Genomic DNA, 15,925 nt, shown 5'->3' with positions numbered 1-15,925 from the left:
TTTTATGGCTTCTTGTCCTGGCGGATCAGAACGGCGGCTGGCTGTTGGCCGGCTGCTGGCCCTGCGGGGCGGACTGGCGATGGTACAGCTCGGCGAAGTCGATCGGGTTGATCATCAGCGGCGGGAAGCCGCCCTCGCGCGTCGCGCTGGAGACGATGGCGCGGGCGAAGGGGAAGATCATCCGGGCGCCTTCGATCATCAGAACCGGGCGGTGATGCTCCTCCGGCAGGCCGGGGAACTGGAACAGCGCGCCGTAGGCCAGCTCGACGATGAAGGCCACGGCCTCACCCTGGCGGGCCTCGCAACGCAGGTTCAGCGTCAGCTCGTAGATGTCGTCGCCGACCTTCTGGCCCTGGACGTCGACGCCGATGTTGACCTGCGGCTGCGGCTGGTTGGGCAGCAGGCTCTGCGGTGCGTTGGGGTTCTCGAACGAGAGGTCCTTCACGTACTGCGCGAGGACATGCATCGGCAGCGAGGATGCCTGCTGCTCGGCGCCGTTGCTCATCTGATCGGACATAACGGACTCCTGAATGGCCGTCCCGGCCGGACCGGTCCCGGAAAAGGAACCGATCCGGCGAGCCGGCCCGGACATGGGGTGACGGGGGGTTGGTTCGCGACGGTCGTGCCTTCGCCCAGCGGGCTGGCTATCATGGATCGACCGTCCTGCCAACGGAAACCGCGGACGGAAAGGCTCCTCAGCGCCGCTCATCGGGGCTGGGCTTCCCCCATTGGGAGTCGCTCAGCCGCGGGGCTTCGCCGTCCGGCCGCCGGCCGCCGTTTTCGCGGCCATTGACCGGGCCGTCATCCCGACCGTTTTCCGGTGTGACGTCCTGGTAGTCGCCGTCGATCACGCCGGGCTGCGCACGGAAGGGATCGCCGCCGCGCGGACCGCCCCCCGCGCCGAAAGCGCCGCCGTCGGCGGTACCGGCTCCGCCCATCCCGCCACTCATGCCACGGCCGAACCCGTTCGGCCGCCCGAAGCCGGGATTGCCGGCGGTGAAGACCTGCAGGCCGCCGCCGAGCCGGCCCAGCAGCCAGCGGCCGATGCCACGGCGCAGGGCGGGGACCAGCAGCGCCAGCCCGAGCAGGTCGGTCAGGAAGCCGGGAATGATCAGCAGGATGCCGGCCAGCACGGCGCAGAAGCCGTCCAGCACCGTGCCGATCGGCGCCTCGCCGCGGGCCGCCGCCGCCTGCGCCCGCGTCAGCGAGGCCAGCCCCTGATGGCGCACCAGGAACACGCCGACCACCGCCGAGAGCGCCAGCAGGCCGATGGTCGGGCCGGCGCCGATCCAGTCGCCGACCTGGATGAACCCGACGATCTCCAGGATCGGCAGAAGAAGGATCAACAGCAGGGGATTCATGGTGTCCTTGCTCTTCGGGCCTGCTGGCCCTATCTAGGTTCGGATAGGTCGACCGGTCGAAGACCGGCCGTTCCACCCTTTGGGCGATTTGGCAATCGGCGTTTGGTCGGATGGGCAAGCAACACGTAATGCCGCTCGGCCGTGAGGTCCAGGGGTAGGGCGCCGCTTGAAGGTCTGGTAATCGGCGCGCCGCGTCGCCAAATGCACCCATGAGGCCGTGGCGCAAGCCCCGCTCCGGCCCGGGAAGCCGGGTCCGGTCATTCACCGCAAGTTCGTTTGGGAAGGAATTGATGATGGGAGACGGGTTCGTGTTCATCGAGATCGTCATCTTCGCGGCGATCGCGGCGTTCCTCGTCTACCGGCTGCGCAGCGTCCTCGGCCGCCGGACCGGCGAGGAGCGCCAGCGTTCCAACCCCTTCACCGCGGCACCGGGTCCGGCCAAGCCGGACAATGTGGTGACCCTTCCCGAGCGCGGCCGGCCGCGTCCCGATGCCGCACCGGCCTCCGACGAGCCGCTGTCGCTGGCCGCCTCGATCGACCAGATCCGCGCCGCCGACCCGACCTTCGACGAGAAGCATTTCCTGGAGGGCGCCAAGGCCGCCTTCTCCATGGTCGTCGACGCCTTTGCGCGCGGTGACACCGCGACCCTGCGCCCGCTGCTGTCCGACAGCGTCTATGACAGTTTCGCCCGCGTCATCCGCGACCGCCAGGCCGCCGGCGAACAGCACGAGGCCAGGATCGAGCAGGTCCGCGAGGCCGAGGTCGTCGAGGCGAAGCTCGACGCCGGCCGGACCGCGCTGGTGACGGTCCGTCTCGTCAGCGATCAGGTCAACGTGGTGCGCGACCGGGACGGCACGGTGATCGACGGCGATCCCAAGGCCCTGGTCGAGAATGTCGACGTCTGGACCTTCGCCCGCAACATCCGGGCCCGCGACCCCAACTGGGCGCTGGTCGAGGTCCGGCCGGTCCAGTGACGACGCGGTTGCGATGATGCGGTTCCGGCGTTTCGATTTCCGCGCCACCGCCCTTCTCGGGGCGGTGGCGCTGCTGTTTTCGGCCTGTGCGCGCAAGGAGGAGGCGCCGGCGCTTCCCGACGCGCTGACCCTGGCCCCGGTGTCCTTCGGCGACCTGCCGGGATGGAGCACCGATGCGGTGGCCGGGGCGGTGCCTGCGCTCGCCAAGTCCTGCGCCCGGTTCGGCACCCAGCCGCCCGGCCGCCCGGTCGGCCCCGGCGGTGTCGGCGGCACCGTCGCCGACTGGCAGGCGCCCTGCGCCGGTCTTGCCGCCCTGGCACCGGGCGACGATGCCGCGGCCCGCGCCTTCTTCGAGGCGAACTTCACCCCCTATGCCGCCGGCAACAACGGCAAGCGCGAGGGCCTGTTCACCGGCTATTACGAGGCCGAGCTGGAGGGCAGCGTCCGGCCGGATCCGGCCTATCCGGTGCCGCTCTACCAGCGGCCGCCGGATCTGGTGATGGTCGACCTCGGCGAGTTCGCCGACCGCTGGAAGGGCGAGCGGACCGCCGGCCGGGTGGTCGGCGGCCGGTTGAAGCCCTACGAGGACCGCGCCGCCATCGTCGGCGGCGCGCTGAAGGGCAAGGGGCTGGAACTGGTCTGGGTCAAGGACCCGGTCGGCGCCTTCTTCCTGCAAATCCAGGGGTCGGGGCGGATCCGGCTGGCCGGCGGCGACGAGATGCGCGTCGGCTATGCCGCGCAGAACGGCCACAAATACGTCGCCATCGGCAAGGAGCTGATCGACCGCGGCGAACTGAAGCGGGAGGAGGTGTCGCTCCAGACCATCCGCGACTGGCTGCTGGCCCATCCCGACCAGGCGGCGGCGCTGATGAACAGCAACCCGTCCTACGTCTTCTTCCAACGCCTGGAGGGCGACGGTCCGAACGGCGCCCAGGGCGTGGCGCTGACCCCCGGCCGCAGCCTCGCGGTGGACTCCAAGTTCATGCCCTACGGGGTGCCGGTCTGGCTGGATGCCGAGGACCCGCTTGACGCCTCGCAGCGCCTGCGCCGGCTGCTGGTGGCGCAGGACACCGGCGGCGCCATCCGCGGACCGGTGCGCGGCGACGTCTTCTGGGGGCATGGCGGGGAGGCGGAGCGGCGGGCCGGCGTCATGAAGAGCCGCGGGAGCTACGTGCTGCTGCTGCCGAAGACGGTGAAGGTGGCCGCGGCGGGGTAGGGGCCGGCACCGGACGCGGCAGGGCAGGGGAATGTTTCACGTGAAGCAGCGCAGTCTGCGCTCGCCCCCTCCCTGACCCTCCCCCGCGCTTGGCGGTGGAGGGAATCCGTTCCCCTCTCCCGCTTTCGGCCGACCGAAGGCCGGTCCGACAGCGGGGGAAGGTCGGGGAGTGGGCAAGCGCATCCCTTACAGGATGAACTTCGACAGGTCGGCGTTCTTCGCCAGGCCGCCGACCCGCTCGCGCACCAGGGCGGCGTCGATGGTGATGGTCTCGCCGGCGCGGTCGCTGGCGGCGAAGCTGATCTCCTCCAGCAGCCGTTCCAGAACGGTGTGAAGGCGCCGGGCGCCGATGTTCTCGACCGAGCCGTTGATCTCGGCGGCCAGGCGCGCCAGCTCGTCGATGGCGTCCTCGCTGAACACCAGTTCGACCTCCTCGGTCTTCATCAGCGCCTTGTACTGGCGGATCAGGCTGGCCTCCGGCTCCGTCAGGATGCGCCTGAAATCGTCCTGGCTCAGCGCCTTCAGCTCGACGCGGATCGGCAGGCGGCCCTGCAGCTCCGGCAGCAGGTCCGACGGCTTGGCGATGTGGAAGGCGCCCGACGCGATGAACAGGACGTGGTCGGTCTTCACCGGCCCGTGCTTGGTCGACACCGTGGTTCCCTCGATCAGCGGCAGCAGGTCGCGCTGCACGCCCTCGCGGCTGACGTCGGCGCCGCGGGCGTCCGAACGGGCGGAGATCTTGTCGATCTCGTCCAGGAAGACGATGCCGTTCTGCTCGACCGCGCGGATGGCCTCCGCCACGACCTTCTCCTGGTCCAGCAGCTTGTCCGACTCCTCGGCCATCAGCACCTGATGGCTTTCCGCCACCGTCATGCGCCGGGTCTTGGTGCGGCCGCCCATCATCTTCCCGAACATCTCGTTCAGGTTCATCATGCCCATCTGGGCGCCGGGCATGCCGGGGATGTCGAAGGTCGGCATGCCGGCGGTGCCGGTGTCGGCGACCTGCAGCTCGATCTCCTTGTCGTTCAGCGTGCCCTCGCGCAGCATCTTGCGGAATTTCGCCCGGGTCTCGGCACTGGCGGTGTCGCCGCACAGCGCGTCGAGCACGCGCTCCTCCGCCCGCAGCTCGGCCTTGGCGGCGACCTCCTTGCGCAGGCGCTCGCGGGTCATGCCGATGGCGGCCTCGACCAGATCTCGGACGATCTGCTCGACGTCGCGGCCGACATAGCCGACCTCGGTGAACTTGGTGGCCTCGACCTTCAGGAAGGGCGCCTGGGCCAGCTTGGCGAGACGGCGCGCGATCTCGGTCTTGCCGACGCCGGTGGGGCCGATCATCAGGATGTTCTTCGGCAGGACCTCTTCGCGCAGGCCCTCGGGAAGCTGCTGGCGGCGCCAGCGGTTGCGCAGCGCGATGGCGACGGCGCGCTTGGCGTCGTTCTGCCCGACGATGTAGCGGTCCAGTTCCGACACGATCTCGCGCGGGCTGAAGGAGGCCGTGTCGGTGGAGGCGTCGGCGGACCCCGGCTTGCCGGGGGCGGGGCTGGCGGAAGCGGAACCGGTCTGGGTGGTCATGGCGCTCACAGCTTTTCCAGGGTGACGTTCTCGTTGGTGTAGACGCAGATGCCGGCGGCGATCCTCATCGCCTTGCGCGCCACCGCCTCCGCATCCATCCCGTCGATGTCGATCAGCGCGCGCGCCGCCGACAGGGCGTAAGAGCCGCCGGAGCCGATGCCGATCAACCCGTCCTCGGGCTCCAGCACGTCGCCGTTCCCGGTCAGCACCAGGCTGACGGTCTTGTCGGCGACCGCCATCATCGCTTCCAGCCGGCGCAGGTAGCGGTCGGTGCGCCAGTCCTTGGCCATCTCGACGCAGGCGCGGGTCAACTGGCCGGGATACTGCTCCAGCTTGCCTTCGAGCCGTTCGAACAAGGTCATCGCGTCGGCCGTTGCCCCGGCGAAGCCGGCCATGACCGTGCCGCCGGCCAGCCAGCGGACCTTGCGCGCGTTGGCCTTCATCACCGTCGGGCCGACAGAGACCTGCCCGTCGCCGGCGATCACCACCTGACCGTTCTTGCGCACCGACAGGATGGTGGTGCCGTGCCACTGGATGGGATCATGGGGATTGGACGCTGGGTAGGTCATGCGGAAACCACGTCGGTAATGGGAAAGCCGCCCGCACCGCAGCGGGCGCACCGCCCGCGAGGCCGTCGTCACCGGATCGTTGCGGCCGGGCATCCGGTCTATGTGGGAGGGGCACCGTCGCCGTCAAGCGTCCCGCCCGGCCCGCCGTCCGGCTCCTCCTCCACCAGCCCGCGGCCGGCGGGTGCGGCACGGCGCGCCCCGCTCCCCACCGGATCCGCCCCCAGCCGGTCCAGCAGCGGACCGATCGGCAGGAAGTCGACCAGCCCTTCCGGAACGGCCGCCCGGGCCCCGGCGGAGCGGCCGGGCGGCGGCGCCACCCCGGCCAGGGCACCGCTTGCGTCCAGCAGCGGATCTCCCGCCTCGGTCGTGGCGGCGAACAGGGCGGCAGTGCCCAGATCCGCCCGGATCCGGGCCGGATCCGGGGGCACCCGGCCGGCGCCACCGCCCGGACCGTGGTTGCCCACATCGTCACCGCCCACATCGTCACCGGTGATCCCGCCGACGATGCCGGCAATCCCGCGCCCTCCAGCGCGCGGAGCCGCCAGCACCGGCTCGCTCACCCGCAACGCCGACAGGCGCAGCGGCAGGGCGGGAAGCCGCGCCGGCACCCGCAGCAGGGCGAAGCCGCTGGCGGCGTCGCGGCCGACCACCCGGCCCGTCAGTTCGACGCCGCGCGCCGGCCGCACGGCGACGGTCGGGTCGGATCCCGGGACCTGTGCCAGCACCACCGCCTGGCTCTCGCCCTCGACCAGGGTGTCGCCGACCACCAGCCCATAGCCGTCGCCGACGCGCAGCCGCGCCGACGAAACCCGGACGGCCGCGCCGCCGGCGTTCAGCAGCAGGCGGCCCGCGCCGGGGCCGGCGGCCGGCGGCGAGGCGGCCGGCAACAGCGCCACCGGGGCGGATCCGGCCCCCGCCTGCACCGGTATCGGCATCGGTGCCGGCATCGATGCCTGAACCGGCGCCGGCTCCGCCATGGGCAGCCGCGGCGATGTCGACGACGATGCCGGTGGCGATGCCGGTGGCGATATTGGCGGCGATGCACCGGACAGCAGGGCGCGGAAGCCGGGATCGGCGGCGAAGGACTCGGCCGCCGCGGCGAAGGCCTCTTCGACCAGCAGGGTATCGCCCTGCGGTACGCCCCGGTCCTGCTGCACCGCGCCGCTGGTGACCGCGCGGTGGACCATCCCGCCGCCGCGCGCGTCATAGACCGTCCACTCGACCTTGACGCTGCCGATGCCCGACGACCCCTTGTCGCCGCCGGTCAGCCAGTTGGTGCGGTGGCACAGTTCCAGCTGCACGTCGCGCAGGTCGCCCAGCACGGTGTAGCGGGCGCGGCTGCGGTTGCCGTCCGGGCTGTCGGGACCGCCGGGCCGGCCGACCACGTCGAAGCCGGCGGCGGTCATCACCTCGCTGAAGCGTTCCTCAAAGGTCGAGCCGCGCCGCATGTTGACGCCGCTGGTCCAGTGGACGTCGTCATAGGGCGGGGCGCAATCGAATCCCCAGACATAGCGCCCGATCTGCATCCCCCGGCGCATCGACCCGGTGGTCAGCTCGCCGAAGCGGAACGGCACGGTGCTGCCGGTGGCGACGGGCGGCGCCGTCCTTGCCGGCGGGGGAGGCGGCATGTCGGCGCAGGCGGCCGGCAACAGCGCGGCAGGCAGCAGGGCGACCAGGACGAGCGCCGGCGCGGCGGAAAAGCGCAGGTCGGTCTTCATATCGGGCTATGCAGTCAATGGTTGCAAAACATTCTACCCTGCACATCCCTGTACGACAATCGTCGGAATCGACAAGCGGCCGCCGCTCATGCCGCGCGCTGGCGCGTGCGCGTGCTTCCTGCTACAAAACCGGCATGGACCAGACCCCCACCAACGGCGGCCGCCGCGCCTCGATCGAGCGGAACACCACGGAGACCCGGATCCGGGTCGCGGTGAATCTTGACGGCAGCGGCGTCTACGACGTCAAGACGGGGATCGGGTTTCTCGATCACATGCTGGAGCAGCTGTCGCGCCACAGCCTGATGGACCTCACCGTCGTGGCCGACGGCGACCTGCACATCGACCAGCACCACACCACCGAGGACACCGGCATCGCCATCGGCATGGCGGTGGCGAAGGCGCTGGGCGACCGCAAGGGCATCCAGCGCTACGGCCATTCCTATGTCCCGATGGACGAGACGCTGACCCGCGTGGCGCTGGACTTCTCCAACCGGCCCTACCTGATCTGGAAGGTCGCCTTCACCCGCGACAAGATCGGCGACTTCGACACCGAGCTGTTCCGCGAGTGGTTCCAGGCCTTCGCCATGGCGGCCGGCGTGACGCTCCACGTCGAGACCCTGTATGGCGAGAACAACCACCACGTCGTGGAAAGCTGCTACAAGGCGCTTGCCCGCGCGCTGCGCGCCGGGGTGGAAATCGACCCGCGCAAGCGCGACGCCGTTCCCTCCACCAAGGGCACGCTGGGCGGATCGCTCTGACGGCCGGCTCCGCCACCCGCTGCCATCCGCCGCCGCCCGCCCGCCGCGCCCCGCGGGTCGTTCTTCTCGAAGAGCCGTTCTTTCTCGAAGGTTTGTCACGTCCATGGAAACGGTCGCGCTGATCGATTACGGCTCCGGCAACCTGCGCTCCGCCGCCAAGGCGATCGAGCGGGCCGCCGGTGAGGCCGGATCCTCCTTCTCCGTCCTCGTCACCTCCGATGCCGACGCCGTCCGGCGGGCCGACCGCGTGGTGCTTCCCGGCGTCGGCGCCTTCGCCGACTGCAAGCGCGGCCTGTCCGACGTTCCCGGCATGCTCGACGCGCTGGAGGAGGTGGTGCACCGGCGCGGCCGGCCCTTCCTCGGCATCTGCGTCGGCATGCAGCTGATGGCGGAGCGCGGGCGCGAATACGGCGTCACCGAGGGGCTGGGCTGGATCGGCGGCGAGGTGGTGAAGCTCGAGCCGGCGGATCCGGCCCTGAAGATCCCGCACATGGGCTGGAACGAACTGGACGTCCGCCGCCCGCACCCGGTGCTGGCCGGGCTGCCGCAGGGCGCGCACGCCTATTTCGTCCATTCCTACCAGTTCCGGCTGGCGGATCCGGCGGCGCTGATCGCCTCGGCCGATTACGGCGGACCCTTCGCCGCGGTGGTCGGGCGCGACAATCTGGTCGGCACCCAGTTCCATCCGGAGAAGAGCCAGGCGACCGGCCTGGCGCTGATCGCCAACTTCCTGCGCTGGAAGGCCTGAGCGATGGCCGAGATCGCCATCGAGAAGGTCGAGACGCTGAAGACCGCCGACCTGCACGACCTGTGCGACGCGGCCGACGACGCCATCCGCGCCGGCGGTGGCTTCGGCTGGGTCGAGCCGCCGCCGCGCGACGTGATGGAGCGCTACTGGAAGGGCGTGCTGGTGGTGCCGGAACGCATCATGTTCATCGCCCGCCTCGACGGCGTGGTGGCCGGATCCGCCCAGCTCGTCAAGCCGCCGCGCAACAACGAGGCGCAGGCCCACTCGGCCCAGCTCACCACCAGCTTCGTCGCCCCCTGGGCGCGCGGTCACGGCCTGGCGCGGCGCCTGACGCTCGCGGTGGTGGACGCGGCGCGCGACGCCGGCTTCCGGGTGCTGAACCTCGACGTCCGGGCGACGCAGGAGGCCGCCATCGCGCTGTACGAGTCGCTCGGCTTCAGGCGCTGGGGCACCCATCCCTTCTACGCGCTGGTGCAGGGCCAGCCGCTTGCCGGACATTTCTACTGCAAAGACCTTCAGCCCGCTCCGCAACAGCCAGCCACGCCATAGGACGACGCCCGCGATGATCATCTATCCCGCCATCGACCTCAAGGACGGTGCCTGCGTCCGCCTGCTGCGCGGCGAGATGAGCCAGGCCACGGTCTTCAACACCGATCCCGGCGAGCAGGCCCGGCTGTTCCAGGGCCAGGGCTTCGAATGGCTCCACCTGGTCGACCTCAACGGCGCCTTCGAAGGCAAGCCGGTGAACGGCGCTGCGGTGGAAAGCATCCTGCGGTCGGTGACCATCCCGGTGCAGCTCGGCGGCGGCATCCGCGACCTGAAGACCATCGCCATGTGGCTGGAGAAGGGCATCAGCCGCGTCATCCTGGGCACGGTGGCGCTGCGCGAGCCGGAGCTGGTGAAGGCGGCCTGCCGGGAGTTCCCCGGCCGGATCGCGGTGGGCATCGATGCGCGCGAAGGCTACGTCGCGGTGGCCGGCTGGGCCGAGACCTCCGACATCAAGGCGCTGGACCTGGCGCTGAAGTTCGAGGACTGCGGCGTCGCCGCCATCATCTACACCGACATCAACCGCGACGGCGCCATGGGCGGCGTGAACGTGGAATCGACCTCCGACCTCGCCTTCCACCTGACCACCCCGGTGATCGCGTCCGGCGGCGTCTCCTCCATCGACGACCTGAAGGCGCTGAAGGCCGAGGAGGACACCGGCATCGAGGGCGTGATCTGCGGCCGGGCGCTCTATGACGGCCGCATCGACCCCGAGGAGGCGCTGGCCCTGCTTTCCGCTCCTGCCGTCGAGGACGCCGACTGATGCTGAAGATGCGCGTCATCCCCTGCCTGGACGTCAAGGACGGCCGGGTGGTGAAGGGGGTCAACTTCGTCGACCTGGTGGACGCCGGCGATCCGGTGGAGCAGGCCCGCGTCTACGACCGCGAAGGCGCCGACGAGCTGACCTTCCTCGACATCACCGCCAGCCACGAGAACCGCGACACCATCTTCGACGTGGTGCGCCGCACCGCCGAGCAGGTGTTCATGCCGCTGACCGTCGGCGGCGGCGTCCGCACCGTCGACGACATCCGCAAGCTGTTGCTGGCCGGCGCCGACAAGGTGTCGATCAACACCGCGGCGATCCACCGCCCGGACTTCGTGCGCGAGGGCGCCGAGAAGTTCGGCGCCCAGTGCATCGTCGTCGCCATCGACGCCAAGAAGGTGGCTCCCGGCAGGTGGGAGGTCTTCACCCATGGCGGCCGCAACGCCACCGGCATCGACGCGGTGGAGTGGGCCAGGCGGATGGAATCGCTGGGGGCGGGGGAAATCCTGCTGACCTCGATGGACCGCGACGGCACCAAGAGCGGCTTCGACCTGGAACTGACGCGCACCGTCGCCGACAGCCTGCGCATCCCGGTGATCGCCTCCGGCGGCGTCGGCACGCTCGACCATCTGGTGGACGGCATCCGCGAGGGGCACGCCACCGCGGTGCTCGCCGCCTCGATCTTCCACTTCGGCACCTACACCATCGGCCAGGCCAAGGCGGCGCTCGCCGCCGGCGGCATCCCGGTGCGCCCGGCCGGCCAGCCGGCGGAGATCGTCCATGGGTGACAAGAAGGCGGCAGAGAAGGCGGCAGAGAAGGCCGCCGAGAAAGCTGCCGACAGGAGCGCGGCCGTCCCGTCCGCCGAGGTGCTGGACCGGCTGTTCGCCACCGTCCAGTCGCGCAAGGGGGCGGATCCGGAAAGCTCCTACACCGCCAAGCTCTACAGCCGCGGCACCGCCAAGATCGCCCAGAAGGTCGGCGAGGAGGCGGTGGAGGCGATCCTTGAGGCGGTGCGCGGCGACAAGGCGGCGCTCGCGTCGGAATCCGCCGACCTGCTCTATCACCTGATGGTGCTGTGGGCCGATGCCGGGCTGGATCCGGCCGAAGTTTGGGCCAAGCTCGCCCAGCGCGAGGGCACCAGCGGCATCGACGAGAAGAAGTCCCGCAAGCGGGACCCCAACTGAGGACGCACGCGATGGCCAAGAGCTACGACGACAGCAACGTGTTCGCCCGCATCCTGCGCGGCGAGATCCCGTGCAAGCGGGTGTACGAGACCGATCACGCGCTCGCCTTCCACGACATCGAACCCCAGACGCCGATCCATGTGCTGGTGATCCCGAAGGGCGCCTATGTCGACCTGGACGACTTCACCGCCCGCGCGTCGGACGCCGAGATCGCCGGCCTGTTCCGGGCGGTCGGCGAGGTCGCCCGCATGGTCGGCGCCGACGGACCCGGCTACCGCACCCTGTCCAACTGCGGCGAGGCGGCCCACCAGGAAGTGCCCCACCTGCACATCCACATCTTCGCCGGCCGCGACCTCGGCCGGATGATCGGCAAGGCGTAAGGCGCGCCCGGTCTTTTCCCCCTCCCCGACCCTCCCCCGCTTCGCGGGAGAGGGGGCCTTCTGCGAAGCGGCGGCAGTCCCCTCCACCGCCAAAGGCGGGGGAGGGTTAGGGAGGGGGCAGCGGTGTCCCGCCTACCGCCGCCGTCCCGCCGTCCGCCGCCGTCCGCCCTTCGGCGGCGGGACCGTGTCCAGGATCGCCAGGATGGCGGCGATCCCGTCCTCGTCCAGGTCGCCGATGCGCTCCGACAGACGGTTCGCCAGTTCGGTCGCCCGGGCGCTGAGGCCGGAGGTGTCGACCGTGACGCGCGGGTGGGACAGATCCGCCAGCCGCTCCAGCTCCTCCGCCTCGTCCCAGATGATGCCGAAATAGGCGCAGATCTGCCGGACGAGCTGCGGCGACGGCTGGCCGCGCTTGCCGTGTTCCAGCGCCGACAGGTAGGCGGACGAGATCGACAGGTCGGTCGCCATCTGCTTCAGCGTCACGCCCTTGGCGTCGCGCAGCGACCGGACCCGTGCGCCGAACGGGGTCATCGGAAAAGGTCCCTGAGGTTGGACTCAGTCCTTACGGTCGCGCCGCCGTTTGATCAAGACATAGAGCGCGCCGTCGCCGCCGTCCTTGGGGCGGGCCGGCTGGATCGCCAGCACCATCGGCCGCAGGGCCGGATCCGCCAGCCAGCGGGGGGTCGCCTGCCGCAGCACGCCGAGGCCGCCGAAGCTGCCCTTGCCGGTGATGACCAGCACGCAGCGCCGCCCCTCGTTCCACGCCCGGTGGACGAAGCCCGCGAGCGCGTGGTGGGCCTGCGCCTGGGTCATGCCGTGCAGGTCGATGCGGCCGTCGATCTCCAGCTCGCCGCGGCGGAAGCGGTCGCCGGTCCGGCGGTCGATGTTGGCGGTGGATCCGGGGGTCAGCGGGGCCGGATCCGGCTGGCTGCGCGGCAGTGGGGAAGACGGTCGCCTGGCCGACGGCGGCGGGGCGAGGCTGGTCGCCACCGGCTCCTCCACCAGCTCGGCCATGCGGGCGGCCGGCTCCGGCTCCGCCTCCAGCGCCCGGCCGGGCAACGGCTCGGCGTCGCGCATGGCGAGCCGCCACAGGCGCCGCTCGTCGGGCGTCGGCAGTCGTCTGCGGGTCATCGGCGCGGAACCTTCTGCGGGGCGGAAATCGGGGCGATGCCGCCGGATAAAGCCCGACGGCACGCCTGTGGTCAATGTGTGTCGCCGCCCGGCGAAGAAAAAGGGCACCGCCGGCGGGAATCGCGGCTCATGCCCGGGAATGGGCCGCCGCCGCGGCGACCTGCTCGTCGCTCGGCCGCACCCCGGTATAGAGCACGAACTGTTCCAGGGCCTGCAGCGCGATGACCGCGGCACCGGTGATCACCGGCTTGCCGGCGGCACGGGCGGCACGGATCAGCGGCGTCTCGGCCGGCATGGCGACGACGTCGAACACATGCGCGGCGGCCTCGACCAGCGCCGGTTCGAACGACAGCGTGTCGGCATCGAGTCCGCCGGCCATGCCCAGCGGCGTGACGTTGACCAGCAGCGATCCGGCGGGGATGCCGGCGGTGTCCGGCTGCCAGGGCAGGCCGTACTCCTCGGCCAGCCGGCGCCCGGTCCGCTCGTTGCGGGCGACCACCCTGCCGTCGGCGAAGCCGGCGTCGCGGATCGCGCACAGCACCGCCCGCGCCATGCCGCCGCTGCCGCGCAGCGCGAAGGGCAGGGAGCGCGGAACGGCGTGGCTGTCCAGGAGCGCGCGCACCGCGCTGTAGTCGGTGTTGTAACCGCGCAGCCGGCCACCGTCGTTGACGATCGTGTTGACCGACTGCAGCCCGGCGGCGGAGGGATCAAGCTCGTCGAGGAAGGGGATGCAGGCTTCCTTGAACGGCATCGAGACGCCGCAGCCGCGGATGCCGAGCGCCCGGATGCCGGTGATGGCACCCGGCAGGTCGTCCGTGGTGAACGCCTTGTAGACGTAGTCCAGGCCGAGCGCCTCGTAGAGGTGGTTGTGGAAACGCGTGCCGATGTTGCTGGGACGGCCCGACAGCGAGATGCACAGCCGGGTGTCCTTATTGATCCTGTTGGGCAACGGGGGCTCTCCTTCGGCCGTCCATGGGGGCGGCGAGGATAGCGGCCGCCCGCCTCCGGCGGGAAGCCCCGATGAGGTGCCCCGGTCGGGACCCGATCAGCCTCCCGCCTTCAACGCGTCCAGGCGCCCCTTCAGCAGACCGTATTCCGGCTCGTCGGGCTTGAACTGGGTGATCAGCCGGTCCCAATGGGCGACGGCCTCCTGCCTCTGCCCGGCGATCATCGCGTTGAGGCCGAGCAGCCACAGGGCGTCGCGGTTGTCCGGGTCGGCCTTCAGCGCCTGCTGCAGGGCGGTCGTCGCCTCCGCGGGGAAGGGCTTGGGCGTCTCGCTGCGCGGCTGGCCCTGCAGGACGGCGTTGGCGTAGACGACCTGCACGTCGGCGCGGTCCGGCGCCCGGTCGCGCGCCTTGCCGGCGGCCTCCAGCGCCTTGCCCGTCTCGCCCAGCACGCCGTAGGAACGCGCCAGCTTCAGCCAGCCGTCGATGTCGGAGGGGTCGGAGGCCAGCCGGGCGGCCAGGCCGTCGACCATGCCGCGGATCATCTCGTCCTGGCTCTGGCCGCTCCCCTGGCCGGTTCCCTGCCCATCCCCCTGGGCCATCGGTCCGGCTGGTGCGGCGTCCTTGCGTTCGGCCGGCAGCGGCTGCGGCGTCACCGCGGCGGGATCGAGATTGAGGGCGACCGCGGCCTCGCGGATCTGGTCGCGCAGCACCGGGACCCAGGGCGCGTCGGCCGGCGAGTCCGTCATCAGCGCGCGCCAGCGGTCCAGCGCCTCCTGCTTGTCGCCGGCCTGGAAGCGGGCGAGGGCGGCGAAGAAGCGGGCGCGCGCGTCCTTCGGGTCCTTGGCCAGCACCGCGTCGAAGGCGCGGGCCGCCTCCTCCGGCACCATGCCGTCGCCGGCGGACACCAGGGTCTCGCCGAACAGGCCCTGCAGTTCCGGATCGTCCCCGTTCAGGGCGACGGCATGGCGCAGGGCGTCGGCGGCATCGGCGTTGCGGCCCATCTTGACGTAGGCCTGGCCCAGGATGGTCCAGCCCTGGAGGTCGTTCGGAGTCTCGGCGAGCTGCGCCTTCAGCTTCTCGATGGCGGCCAGCACGCTTTTGGGCGGCCCGCCGCGCTCCTGTTCCAGGTTGCGCGAGGCGAGCGGCTGGGCCGGCAGGCCGGGACGGCCCATCGTCCCATAGACCGCGAGTGCCCCGACCGGCACCAGCAGGGCCAGCAGCACGGCCAGCAGCCTGGCGCTGCGGTGGCCGGCGCCGGCGGGCGCCGCCTTGGCGCCGTCCGCGCCGTCGCGCTTCTCGGCGGTCGCCAGCATGCGCCGCGCGATCTCCGCCCTGGCGGCACCGGCCTGCGCATCGTTGATCAGGCCGCGGGCACGGTCGCGCTCCAGCTCGTCCAACTGGTCGCGGTAGACTTCGCGGTCGAAATCGTCGCGGCCCGGCACGTCCGGCCCGGAGGCGGATCCGGCCTGCCGCAGCAGCGGCGGGACGATCAGCAGCAGCACGGCCGCGGTCATGACGGCGGCGAGGATCCAGAACAGCATCAGTCGTCTTTCCGCAGCAGGGCATCGAGCCGCCGCTGCTCATCCGCGCTCAGGGGAGCGGTGTCGGCGGTGGCGGCCGCGCCGCGCCGCCCGCGCAGGAACAGGAAGGTGCCGACGGCGCCGAGCGCCAGGACGGCGAAGGGGCCGAGCCACAGCACCAGCGTCGTCGCCTTGAAGGGCGGGCGCAGCAGCACGTAGTCGCCATAGCGGTCGGTGACGAACTCCATCACCTTCTCGTCGCTGTCGCCGGCCTTCAGCCGGTCGCGCACCAGCAGGCGCAGGTCGCGGGCGAGCGGGGCGTTGCTGTCGTCGATCGACTGGTTCTGGCAGACCAGGCAGCGCAGCTCCTGGCTGATGGCGCGCGCACGATGCTCCAGGCCCGGATCCGCCAGCACCTCGTCCGGCTGGACCGACAGGGCGGGGGAGGCGGCGGACAGGGCCAGGATGCCGCCCAGCACAACGCCCATGGCGCCGCCCAGGACACCTCTGCGGAGGCCGCCGGAAAGGACGCGCGTC

General features: G+C 71.3%; 19 protein-coding genes. 9 read left to right on the top strand and 10 right to left on the bottom strand.

The features are described from left to right. Positions 1–25: 25 nt before the first annotated feature. Positions 26–517: a protein-export chaperone SecB gene (secB, locus tag J2850_RS15305; protein ID WP_209983114.1), complete on the bottom strand. Its 492-nt coding sequence runs from the start codon at positions 515–517 to the stop codon at positions 26–28. 178 nt (positions 518–695) lie between these two features. Then, entirely contained in the window at positions 696–1,361 is a 666-nt protein-coding gene (locus tag J2850_RS15300; RefSeq protein ID WP_209983112.1) for an FxsA family protein, read from the bottom strand. A gap of 293 nt (positions 1,362–1,654) precedes the next feature. Between J2850_RS15300 and J2850_RS15295 the strand changes: the two genes are divergently transcribed. Then, positions 1,655–2,335, top strand: a complete 681-nt coding sequence (locus J2850_RS15295) for a Tim44/TimA family putative adaptor protein (protein WP_209983323.1) — start codon at positions 1,655–1,657, stop codon at positions 2,333–2,335. Between the two features lie 13 nt (positions 2,336–2,348). Continuing rightward, positions 2,349–3,551, top strand: coding sequence for a murein transglycosylase A (gene mltA / locus J2850_RS15290; RefSeq protein ID WP_209983110.1), 1,203 nt, complete (start codon positions 2,349–2,351; stop codon positions 3,549–3,551). A gap of 186 nt (positions 3,552–3,737) precedes the next feature. On the opposite strand, the gene hslU is transcribed toward mltA, so the two are convergent. The 3 genes from hslU to J2850_RS15275 all read right to left on the bottom strand — a co-directional run bounded on the left by hslU (position 3,738) and on the right by J2850_RS15275 (position 7,410). Then, the gene (gene hslU, locus J2850_RS15285; RefSeq protein WP_246513105.1) at positions 3,738–5,123 is read right to left on the bottom strand and encodes an ATP-dependent protease ATPase subunit HslU; all 1,386 of its coding nucleotides are present in this window, start codon (positions 5,121–5,123) and stop codon (positions 3,738–3,740) included. A 5-nt stretch (positions 5,124–5,128) separates the two neighbouring features. Next, entirely contained in the window at positions 5,129–5,692 is a 564-nt protein-coding gene (gene hslV / locus J2850_RS15280) for an ATP-dependent protease subunit HslV (RefSeq protein ID WP_209983108.1), read from the bottom strand. 98 nt (positions 5,693–5,790) lie between these two features. Beyond that, positions 5,791–7,410, bottom strand: a complete 1,620-nt coding sequence (locus J2850_RS15275) for a serine protease (RefSeq protein ID WP_209983107.1) — start codon at positions 7,408–7,410, stop codon at positions 5,791–5,793. Between the two features lie 134 nt (positions 7,411–7,544). Between J2850_RS15275 and hisB the strand changes: the two genes are divergently transcribed. The 7 genes from hisB (at position 7,545) to J2850_RS15240 (ending at position 11,790) form a co-directional block, all read left to right on the top strand. After that, positions 7,545–8,168 (top strand): imidazoleglycerol-phosphate dehydratase HisB, encoded by a 624-nt coding sequence (gene hisB / locus J2850_RS15270; protein ID WP_209983105.1) that lies wholly within the window; start codon positions 7,545–7,547, stop codon positions 8,166–8,168. A 103-nt stretch (positions 8,169–8,271) separates the two neighbouring features. After that, the gene (gene hisH, locus J2850_RS15265; protein ID WP_209983103.1) at positions 8,272–8,916 is read left to right on the top strand and encodes an imidazole glycerol phosphate synthase subunit HisH; all 645 of its coding nucleotides are present in this window, start codon (positions 8,272–8,274) and stop codon (positions 8,914–8,916) included. A gap of 3 nt (positions 8,917–8,919) precedes the next feature. Continuing rightward, positions 8,920–9,465 (top strand): GNAT family N-acetyltransferase, encoded by a 546-nt coding sequence (locus tag J2850_RS15260; RefSeq protein ID WP_209983101.1) that lies wholly within the window; start codon positions 8,920–8,922, stop codon positions 9,463–9,465. 13 nt (positions 9,466–9,478) lie between these two features. Next, on the top strand, positions 9,479–10,225 hold the full coding sequence (hisA, locus tag J2850_RS15255; RefSeq protein ID WP_209983099.1) for a 1-(5-phosphoribosyl)-5-[(5-phosphoribosylamino)methylideneamino]imidazole-4-carboxamide isomerase: 747 nt from the start codon (positions 9,479–9,481) through the stop codon (positions 10,223–10,225). Beyond that, positions 10,225–11,013 carry an imidazole glycerol phosphate synthase subunit HisF gene (hisF, locus tag J2850_RS15250; protein ID WP_209983097.1) on the top strand — a complete coding sequence of 263 codons (789 nt, stop codon included), beginning with the start codon at positions 10,225–10,227 and terminating at the stop codon, positions 11,011–11,013. The genes hisA and hisF overlap by 1 nt, the downstream gene beginning before the upstream one ends. After that, the gene (locus tag J2850_RS15245; RefSeq protein WP_246513104.1) at positions 11,006–11,410 is read left to right on the top strand and encodes a phosphoribosyl-ATP diphosphatase; all 405 of its coding nucleotides are present in this window, start codon (positions 11,006–11,008) and stop codon (positions 11,408–11,410) included. Before hisF ends, J2850_RS15245 begins: the two co-directional genes overlap by 8 nt. Before the next feature lie 11 nt (positions 11,411–11,421). Beyond that, positions 11,422–11,790, top strand: a complete 369-nt coding sequence (locus J2850_RS15240) for a histidine triad nucleotide-binding protein (protein ID WP_209983095.1) — start codon at positions 11,422–11,424, stop codon at positions 11,788–11,790. 132 nt (positions 11,791–11,922) lie between these two features. Here the strand turns inward: J2850_RS15240 and J2850_RS15235 are convergent, their stop codons facing one another. The 5 genes from J2850_RS15235 to J2850_RS15215 form a co-directional block, all read right to left on the bottom strand. Further along, positions 11,923–12,321, bottom strand: a complete 399-nt coding sequence (locus J2850_RS15235) for a helix-turn-helix domain-containing protein (RefSeq protein WP_209983092.1) — start codon at positions 12,319–12,321, stop codon at positions 11,923–11,925. Positions 12,322–12,345: 24 nt separating this feature from the next. Further along, a complete protein-coding gene (locus tag J2850_RS15230) occupies positions 12,346–12,921 on the bottom strand; it encodes a Smr/MutS family protein (protein ID WP_209983091.1) in 576 nt (191 codons plus the stop codon). Positions 12,922–13,048: 127 nt separating this feature from the next. Then, on the bottom strand, positions 13,049–13,870 hold the full coding sequence (locus J2850_RS15225) for a shikimate 5-dehydrogenase (RefSeq protein ID WP_209983089.1): 822 nt from the start codon (positions 13,868–13,870) through the stop codon (positions 13,049–13,051). A 96-nt stretch (positions 13,871–13,966) separates the two neighbouring features. After that, on the bottom strand, positions 13,967–15,409 hold the full coding sequence (gene ccmI, locus J2850_RS15220; protein WP_209983087.1) for a c-type cytochrome biogenesis protein CcmI: 1,443 nt from the start codon (positions 15,407–15,409) through the stop codon (positions 13,967–13,969). After that, entirely contained in the window at positions 15,409–15,876 is a 468-nt protein-coding gene (locus J2850_RS15215; RefSeq protein ID WP_209983318.1) for a cytochrome c-type biogenesis protein, read from the bottom strand. Before J2850_RS15215 ends, ccmI begins: the two co-directional genes overlap by 1 nt. Positions 15,877–15,925: the final 49 nt, after the last annotated feature.

The organism is Azospirillum picis (assembly GCF_017876115.1).
Classification (GTDB): Bacteria; Pseudomonadota; Alphaproteobacteria; order Azospirillales; family Azospirillaceae; genus Azospirillum; species Azospirillum picis.
This window is presented reverse-complemented; position numbering and strand designations above follow the sequence as displayed.